This is a genomic window from Kitasatospora sp. NPDC041988 (assembly GCF_055588525.1).
The window spans coordinates 1-7,173 of record NZ_JBVJCO010000039.1 but is presented as its reverse complement, the minus strand read 5'-3'; the positions used below and the strand labels follow the sequence as shown (position 1 = coordinate 7,173).

At 73.5% G+C, this 7,173-nt stretch carries 5 protein-coding genes; all 5 read left to right on the top strand.

The annotated features are described in order from the left end of the window. Positions 1–466 precede the first annotated feature (466 nt). Positions 467–1,624, top strand: coding sequence for a glycerate kinase (locus ACZ6NC_RS30885; protein ID WP_465737144.1), 1,158 nt, complete (start codon positions 467–469; stop codon positions 1,622–1,624). Between the two features lie 131 nt (positions 1,625–1,755). Further along, positions 1,756–3,132, top strand: coding sequence for an allantoinase AllB (gene allB / locus ACZ6NC_RS30880; protein WP_465737143.1), 1,377 nt, complete (start codon positions 1,756–1,758; stop codon positions 3,130–3,132). Beyond that, entirely contained in the window at positions 3,129–4,394 is a 1,266-nt protein-coding gene (gene alc, locus ACZ6NC_RS30875; protein ID WP_465737142.1) for an allantoicase, read from the top strand. Before allB ends, alc begins: the two co-directional genes overlap by 4 nt. Positions 4,395–4,510: 116 nt before the next feature. Next, positions 4,511–5,971, top strand: a complete 1,461-nt coding sequence (locus tag ACZ6NC_RS30870) for a catalase (protein ID WP_465737141.1) — start codon at positions 4,511–4,513, stop codon at positions 5,969–5,971. A gap of 276 nt (positions 5,972–6,247) precedes the next feature. After that, positions 6,248–7,027 carry an IclR family transcriptional regulator gene (locus tag ACZ6NC_RS30865; RefSeq protein WP_465737140.1) on the top strand — a complete coding sequence of 260 codons (780 nt, stop codon included), beginning with the start codon at positions 6,248–6,250 and terminating at the stop codon, positions 7,025–7,027. Positions 7,028–7,173: the final 146 nt, after the last annotated feature.

Genomic DNA, 7,173 nt, shown 5'->3' with positions numbered 1-7,173 from the left:
CCGCCGCCCTCCTCTCTCCCCACTCCTTTCCTGTTGGGTTTTGCTGTGGTCGTCCCCTTCGTGGGTGTCGGTCCCCCCCCCCCCCCCCCCCCCACGCCGGGGCGGTGACGCCCCGGCCCCACAGACTCCTCCTGGTGGCGTGTACCTATCCGGTCGTGCCCGCGCCACCAGGAGGCCAGGCCCGATCGGCAGGTGGGCTGGGGCTCATCCGCCTCCTGCCGATCGTCCAGGCCGGTGACGCACACTCCCTGTCGGGGGGCACTTCGGTCGTGCCTGTTGTGCGTCGCCAGGCCCCCTCCTTCGCCGAGGGGAGCCTCTCGTACGTCGGAAGCGGGACGAGGGGAACGGCGGGGAGGGGGCCGCCCCACCCACCCGGGGCACAGCGGCCCGCAGGGGCCTTCAGTGGCCCTCGGGGCACATGCTTGACGAACCATCGCCAGACCCGTCCGGAAGTGAGGCCCACGCCATGCCCGCCACCCCCACTCAGGGCCATGTGGTCGTAGCTCCCGACAAGTTCAAGGGCACCCTGGAGGGTGCCGAGGTCGCCGCCCGGATCGCCGCGGGCATCCGCCGTGCCGCGCCCGGCACCGACATCCGTGAACTGCCCGTCGCCGACGGCGGCGAGGGCACCCTGGCCGCCGCGCTGGCGGCCGGCTTCACCCGGATCCCGGCCAAGGTGGCCGGCCCCACCGGCCTGCCGGTGGACGCCGCGCTCGCCGTCAGGGGCGACACCGCCGTGGTCGAGCTGGCGCAGTCCTCCGGGCTGGCCCGGCTCCCCGGCGGCCGGACCGCCCCGCTCGCGGCCGGCTCCTACGGAGTCGGCCAGCTGATCGGCCGGGCGGTCTCGCTGGGCGCCAAGCGGATCGTGCTCGGCCTCGGCGGCAGCGCCTGCACCGACGGCGGCGCGGGCATGGTCCAGGCGCTCGGCGTCTCGCTGCTGGACACCGACGGCACCGAGCTGCCGCCGGGCGGGGCCGCGCTGCGCAGGCTGGCCCGGCTCGACCTCGGCCCGCTGGCCACTGCGACCTCGGCGCCAGGGCTCACCGGGGTCGAGGTCGTGGTGGCCTGCGACGTGGACAACCCGCTGCTCGGCCCGCGTGGCGCGACGGCCGTCTACGGCCCGCAGAAGGGCGCCGACGGCGACGACCTGGTGATCCTGGAGGAGGGCCTGGCCCGCTTCGCCGATGTGGTCGGCGAGGCCGTCGGACAGGACTTCCGTGAGGCCCCCGGCGCCGGGGCCGCGGGCGGGGTGGGCTTCGCCGCCCTCGCCCTGCTCGGCGCCACCATGCGACCCGGCATCGAGCTCATGCTCGAACTGCTGGGTTTCGACGAGGCCGTGCGTGGGGCACGCCTCGTCGTGACCGGCGAGGGCTGCCTGGACGCTCAGACGCTCCATGGCAAGGCACCCGCCGGAGTTGCCGCGGCGGCCGCCCGGGCGGGGGTTCGGGTGGCCGCTGTGGCAGGGCGGCTGGAACTGTCGGAGAGTGAGTGGCGGGCGGCCGGGTTCGCCGCCGCCTACGCCCTCACCGACCTGGCCGAACAGCCCGGGGACAGCATGACCAAGGCGGCGGAACTGGCCGAGGTCGCGGGGGAGCGGCTCGCGGCCGCGCTCCTGGACGGCTGAGCGACCCGCTCGCCCCTCGTACCTTCCTCCATTGACGTTTTGTTGAAGGCGGCCCTAGGCTCCGGGCAATCCTTCGACGAAGCCCCCAATTCTTCTTCAGGCCACCCCTCTTCTGGTTTCGGAGGTCCCCCATGCCCTTCAGCGACACTGTGGTGATCCGCTCGCGCCGGGTTGTCCTGCCGGACGGCGAGCGTCCCGCGGACGTGCTGATCCGGGACGGGCGGATCGAGCAGATCGCCGCCCACGGTTCCCTCCTCGCCGGCGACCAGCATCTGACCGACCTCGGCGACACCGCCCTGCTCCCCGGCCTGGTCGACACCCACGTGCACGTGAACGAGCCCGGCCGGACCGAGTGGGAGGGGTTCGCCACCGCCACCCGGGCCGCCGCGGCCGGCGGTGTCACCACCGTCATCGACATGCCGCTCAACTCCATCCCGCCCACCACCACGGTGGACGGCCTGGAGGCCAAGCGGAAGATCGCCGATGGCCAGGCCTGGATCGACCTCGGCTTCTGGGGCGGCGCCGTCCCCGGCAACGTCCGCGACCTCGAACCGCTGCACCGCGCCGGTGTGTTCGGCTTCAAGAGCTTCCTCGCGCCGTCCGGCGTCGACGAGTTCCCGCACGTCGAGCAGGCCGACCTGGAGGCCGCGCTGGCCGAGCAGGCGCGGATCGGCGCCCTGGCGATCATCCACGCCGAGGACCCGGCCGTCCTCGCCGCCGCCCCGCAGCAGCCCGGCGTCCACTACCGGGACTTCCTCGCCTCGCGCCCCGACGGCGCGGAGACCGCCGCCGTCGCCCGGCTGCTGGACACCGCCCGCCGCACCGGCGCCCGCGTCCACATCCTGCACGTCTCCTCCGCCGCCGTGCTGCCGCTGCTGCGCCAGGCCCGCGAGGACGGCGTGCAGGTGACCGCCGAGACCTGTCCGCACTACCTCACCCTCGCGGCCGAGGAGGTCCCGGACGGCGACACCGCCTTCAAGTGCTGCCCGCCGATCCGCGACGAGTCCAACCGCGACGCGCTCTGGGCGGCTCTGGCCGACGGCGAGTTCATCGCTATCGTCTCCGACCACTCGCCGTCCACCCCGGACCTCAAGCTGCTGCCCGAGTTCGGCGGCAGCGGGGACTTCGCCGCGGCCTGGGGCGGCATCGCCTCCCTGCAGCTCGGCCTGCCGGCGATCTGGACGGAGGCCCGCCGCCGCGGCCACACGCTCGGCGACGTCGCCCGCTGGATGGCCGCCGGCCCGGCAAGCCTGGTCGGCCTCACCGGGACGAAGGGCGCCATCGCCGTCGGCCACGACGCCGACCTGGTCGCCTTCGACCCGGACGCCGACTTCGCCGTGCACGCCACCGAACTGCACCACCGCAACCCCGTCACCCCGTACGCGGGCCGGACGCTGACCGGCGCCGTGCGCACCACCTGGCTCCGCGGCCGGGTCGTCGACGTCACGGCCGAGCCGTTCGGCCGCCAGATCACCCGCCCGGTCACTCGCCCCGAGGAGTCTCAGTGAGCACCGTCAAGACCCCGAGCGCTCCGTTCACCGAGCTGGTCAACCTGGCCTCCCGGCTGCTCGGTGCCGGCGTCGTCGCCACCAACGAGGACACCTTCGCGGACGCGGAGAACCTCCTGGTCGCCAAGCCCGCCGAGTTCCGCGCGCACACCTTCGGCCACAAGGGCCAGATCATGGACGGCTGGGAGTCCAAGCGCCGCCGCGGCGTCAGCGCCGACCAGCCGCACCCCACCGACGACGACCACGACTGGACGATCGTGCGGCTCGGCGTCGGCGGTGTCATACGCGGGCTGGTCGTCGACACCGCCCACTTCACCGGCAACTACCCGGAGAGCGCCTCGGTCGAGGCCGCGGCCGTCCCCGGGCACCCGTCGCCGGAGGAGCTGGCCGGGGCCGAGTGGGTCGAACTGCTGCCGCGCACCCCGCTCCAGGGCGACACCGCGCACGAGTTCGCCGTCGACAACGCCACCCGCTTCACCCACGTACGCCTCAACATCTTCCCGGACGGCGGCGTCGCCCGACTCCGCGTGCACGGTGAGGTCCTGCCCGACCCGCGCGAACTGGACGGCCTGACCTTCGACCTGGCCGCCCAGGAGTACGGCGGCGTGGCCGAGGCGGCGTCCGACCGCTACTTCTCCTCCCCGCACAACCTGAACGCTCCCGGTCGCGCCTCCGTCATGGGCGAGGGCTGGGAGACCCGGCGTCGGCGCGACAAGGCCAACGACTGGGTACAGATCGCCCTGGCCGGGGGCGGCGAGGTCCTGGCAGCCGAGGTGGATACCACCCACTTCGTCGCCAACGCTCCCGGCTGGGCCGACCTGGCCGGCTATGACGCCTCGCAGGGCGGAAATCCGTCCGAGGACCGTGACGGCTGGTTCGAGATCCTGCCCCGCACCCGCCTCCAGCCCGACACCCGGCACCGCTTCCGGCTCGACGTGGGCCGGCCGGTGACCCACGTCCGGATCAACGTCTACCCGGACGGCGGCCTCGCCCGGCTCCGCCTCACCGGCCGGCTCACCGAGGCCGGCCGCGCCGCCCTCGCGCTGCGCTGGTTCAACGCCGTCCCGGCCGCCGAGGCCTCCGCGGCGCTCACCGACGCCGGCCTGAGCGCCGACGAGGCCGCCGCGCTGGCGGCCGCCCGCCCGCTGGCGGACCAGACCGCGGCCACCGCCGCCGTCGCCGCGCTCCGGCCGGCCGACGGCCCGGACGGCGAGCACTCCTCCCGCCGCCGCTCCGCCGTCTGGCGCCTGCTCGGCATCTGAGCATCCCGGATCCGAGCATCCCGGATCCGCAGACGCCGAATCCGAGTACTCGTCACCTGAGGTCCAGTCACCTCGCTCTCCACGCAACGCCTTTATCGACACCTGAAGGACCCTCCATGTCCAAGATCCTGACCACGGAGTCCGGCGCGCCCATCGCCGACAACCAGAACTCGGCGTCGGCCGGCGAGTACGGCCCGCTGCTCATCCAGGACCAGCAGCTCCTGGAGAAGCTCGCCCGGTTCAACCGCGAGCGCATCCCGGAGCGCGTCGTGCACGCCCGCGGCTCCGGCGCGTACGGCTACTTCGAGGTGACCGACGAGGTCTCGCAGTACACCAAGGCCGCGTTCCTCTCCGAGGTGGGCAAGCGCACCGAGCTGTTCCTGCGCTTCTCCACCGTGGCCGGCAACCTGGGCTCCAGCGACGCCGTCCGCGACCCGCGCGGCTTCGCGCTGAAGTTCTACACCGAGGAGGGCAACTACGACCTCGTCGGCAACAACACCCCGGTCTTCTTCATCAAGGACCCGCTGAAGTTCCCCGACTTCATCCACTCGCAGAAGCGCGACCCGTACACGGGCATCCAGGAAGCCGACAACGTCTGGGACTTCTGGGCCCACTCGCCGGCCTCCACCCACCAGATCACCTGGCTCTTCGGCGACCGCGGCATCCCGGCCTCGTACCGCCACATGAACGGCTACGGCTCGCACACCTACCAGTGGGTCAACGAGCAGGGCGACGCCTTCTGGGTGAAGTACCACTTCAAGACCAACCAGGGCATCCGATCGCTGGACGGCGACCAGTCCGCCGAGGTGCTCGGCGCCGACGCCGACTCGCACCAGCGTGACCTGCACCAGGCCATCGAGCGCGGCGTCTTCCCGTCCTGGACCCTCTACGTCCAGCTGATGCCGGTCGCCGAGGCCGCGGAGTACCGCTTCAACCCGTTCGACCTCACCAAGGTGTGGCCGCACGCCGACTACCCGCTGGTCAAGGTCGGCCGCCTGGTGCTGAACCGCAACCCCGAGAACGTCTTCGCCGACGTCGAGCAGTCCGCGTTCTCGCCGAACAACTTCGTGCCCGGCATCGGTCCGTCCCCGGACAAGATGCTCCAGGGCCGCCTGTTCGCCTACGCCGACGCCCAGCGCTACCGCCTCGGCGTCAACCACACCCTGCTCGCCGTCAACGCCCCCCGGGCCACCGAGGCGAACAACTACGGCCGTGACGGCTTCTCCGCCGTCAACAAGTCGGGCCGCGGCAAGAACTACGAGCCCAACTCGTACGACGGCCCCGCCCAGACCGACAGCGCGCTCGCCGCGCCGGTCAAGCTGGACGGCTACACCGGCACCTACACCACGCCGGCGCACACCAAGGACGACGACTTCTTCCAGGCCGGTGAGCTCTACCGGCTGATGTCGGCCGGCGAGAAGACCCGCCTGATCAACAACATCGCGGGCTTCCTGGCGCAGGTCTCGCGCGACGACATCGTCGAGAAGAACCTCGCCCACTTCCACGCGGCCGACGAGGAGTACGGCGCCCGCCTGGAGGCCGCCGTCGCCAAGCTCCGCGCCGGCGACGAGGGCTGACGTACCGCCTGACCACCCTCACCGGCCGCCGGGGCCCCGTACCCCGGCGGCCGCGACCGGGCCTCTCCCCCCAGGGCAGTGGGGGAGGGGCCCGTCTGTCGTGCGCCGGCCGGGCGCATGCCGCAGGCGTACGCCGGTACGCCGGAAGCACGCCGCCGTCCGGCCGTCCAGCACCTTCACCGAATATTCGCGGACGGCAACTGCCGGGGCCTCGGGGTGGCTAGGCTGGAGGGCGCCCGCAGGTCGCTCCGCGGGCGGACATCGGAAGGGGACGACATGTCGACACCAGCCCCGGGTCGTCACGCCGCACTGGACCAGGGCATGCCTGGTCCGTTCACCTCCTTGCAGCACGCGCTCAGACTGCTGGAGGCCGTCGACCGGCACCCCGGCGGTGCCACCCTGGTCTCCCTCGCCAGGGAGACGTCCCTGGGCCTGCCGACGGTTCGCCGGCTCGCCGAGATCCTGGAGATCGAGGGCTACCTCCAGTGCCAGGACGGCGGTTGGGTGCTCGGCGGCACCTTCGCGCTGCTCGGCCAGGGCAATCGGGAGCAGTTGGTGCGCGCCCGGCTCGACCGCAAACTCGCCGACCTGCGCGACGAGTTGGGTGCGGCCGTGTACTTCAGCCGGTACCACGACGGCGAGTTGTCGGTGGAGGCGGTCTCCGCCGCCGACCACGCGCCGGCGGTGCAGGAGTGGGTGGACTTCCGGGCCACCGCGCACGCGAGCGCGATCGGCAAGTGCCTGCTGAGCCAGCTCGACCACGACGGCCGCCGGGACCACCTGTCCCGGCACCCGGTGGCCCGGCTCACCTCGCGGACGGTCACCGACGCCGACCAGCTGATGCACCGGCTGGAGCGCCAGCCGGCCACCGTGCCGGTGCTGGACATCCAGGAGTACGCGCTGGGCACCGTCTGCGCGGCCGTGCCGGTGATGGCGGGCAGCACGGTCGGCTGCCTGGCCACCTCGATGCCGGTGGCCAACGTGCACCGGCTGAAGGCGGCCGCCGAGCTGCTGGCGGCCCGGGCGGCGCCGCTGATGCTGGCCATGGCGGTCTGAACCTCCGGCCCGAGGGTCACCCGCGTGGGGGGGGGGGGGGGGGGGGGGGGGGGGGGGGAGGCGGGGGGGGGGGGGGGGGGGTCGGGGGGGTGGGGGGGGGGGGGGGGGGGGGGGGGGGGGGGGGGGGGGTGGGGGGGGGGGGGGGC